The 523-nt window shown below is 49.9% G+C and carries 1 protein-coding gene; it reads right to left on the bottom strand.

Annotation, left to right across the window (positions count from 1 at the left end; translation table 11 throughout):
- Window positions 1-393: DUF2138 family protein (locus tag E2K52_RS14720; RefSeq protein ID WP_151205717.1), on the bottom strand; the 393-nt coding region annotated here is incomplete at its 3' end.
- Window positions 394-523 lie beyond the last annotated feature (130 nt).

The raw sequence follows: 523 nt of genomic DNA, 5'->3' as shown, positions 1-523 counted from the left end.
TGCCTGCGCGGGCTGATCTAAGAGTGACGAAAAGAGCTTATCTTTCAGCGTGAGATCGTGTTCATAGACAATACGACGAATGCTGCCTTCAATGCCCAGACGATCGGCATGATTCTGATAATAGAAAACGAAATCTTCGCTCAGAACATCGTGGAGAAACGGAATGGTGAGGAGATCTTTGGGAAGCTGGCTCAGAGAGTCGCTGTCGAGAAAGAGGTCCGGCTCATTGAGATCGATTTGCAGATTGTTGTGCACCACCAGCGGCGACAACGTTTTTTCTGGCCCACTGCCAGCATATTGCAACGCCCAGCCGCCAGCGGAAAGCAGTGCTATTGCGCCAAAACCTACAAGACCATAGAACCGCCAGCCTTTCGCCTTTTTTTCACCACTCATTGCCACATTCCTTGTGTATAGCCAGCCATTTTTTACGGGCACAGCCAAACTGTACCGTGCCCTAATACGGCAAAAGCCCAGACTTTGCAGCCTGGACTTTTCAATGCAAACAAGGGAGATAGCTCCCTTT

Origin of the sequence: Acinetobacter sp. RF14B (genome assembly GCF_006864105.1) — a bacterium.
GTDB classification, from domain to species: domain Bacteria; phylum Pseudomonadota; class Gammaproteobacteria; order Pseudomonadales; family Moraxellaceae; genus Acinetobacter; species Acinetobacter lwoffii_C.
Note: the sequence above shows the minus strand (reverse complement) of the source record. Positions and strands in the feature narration are given on the sequence as shown.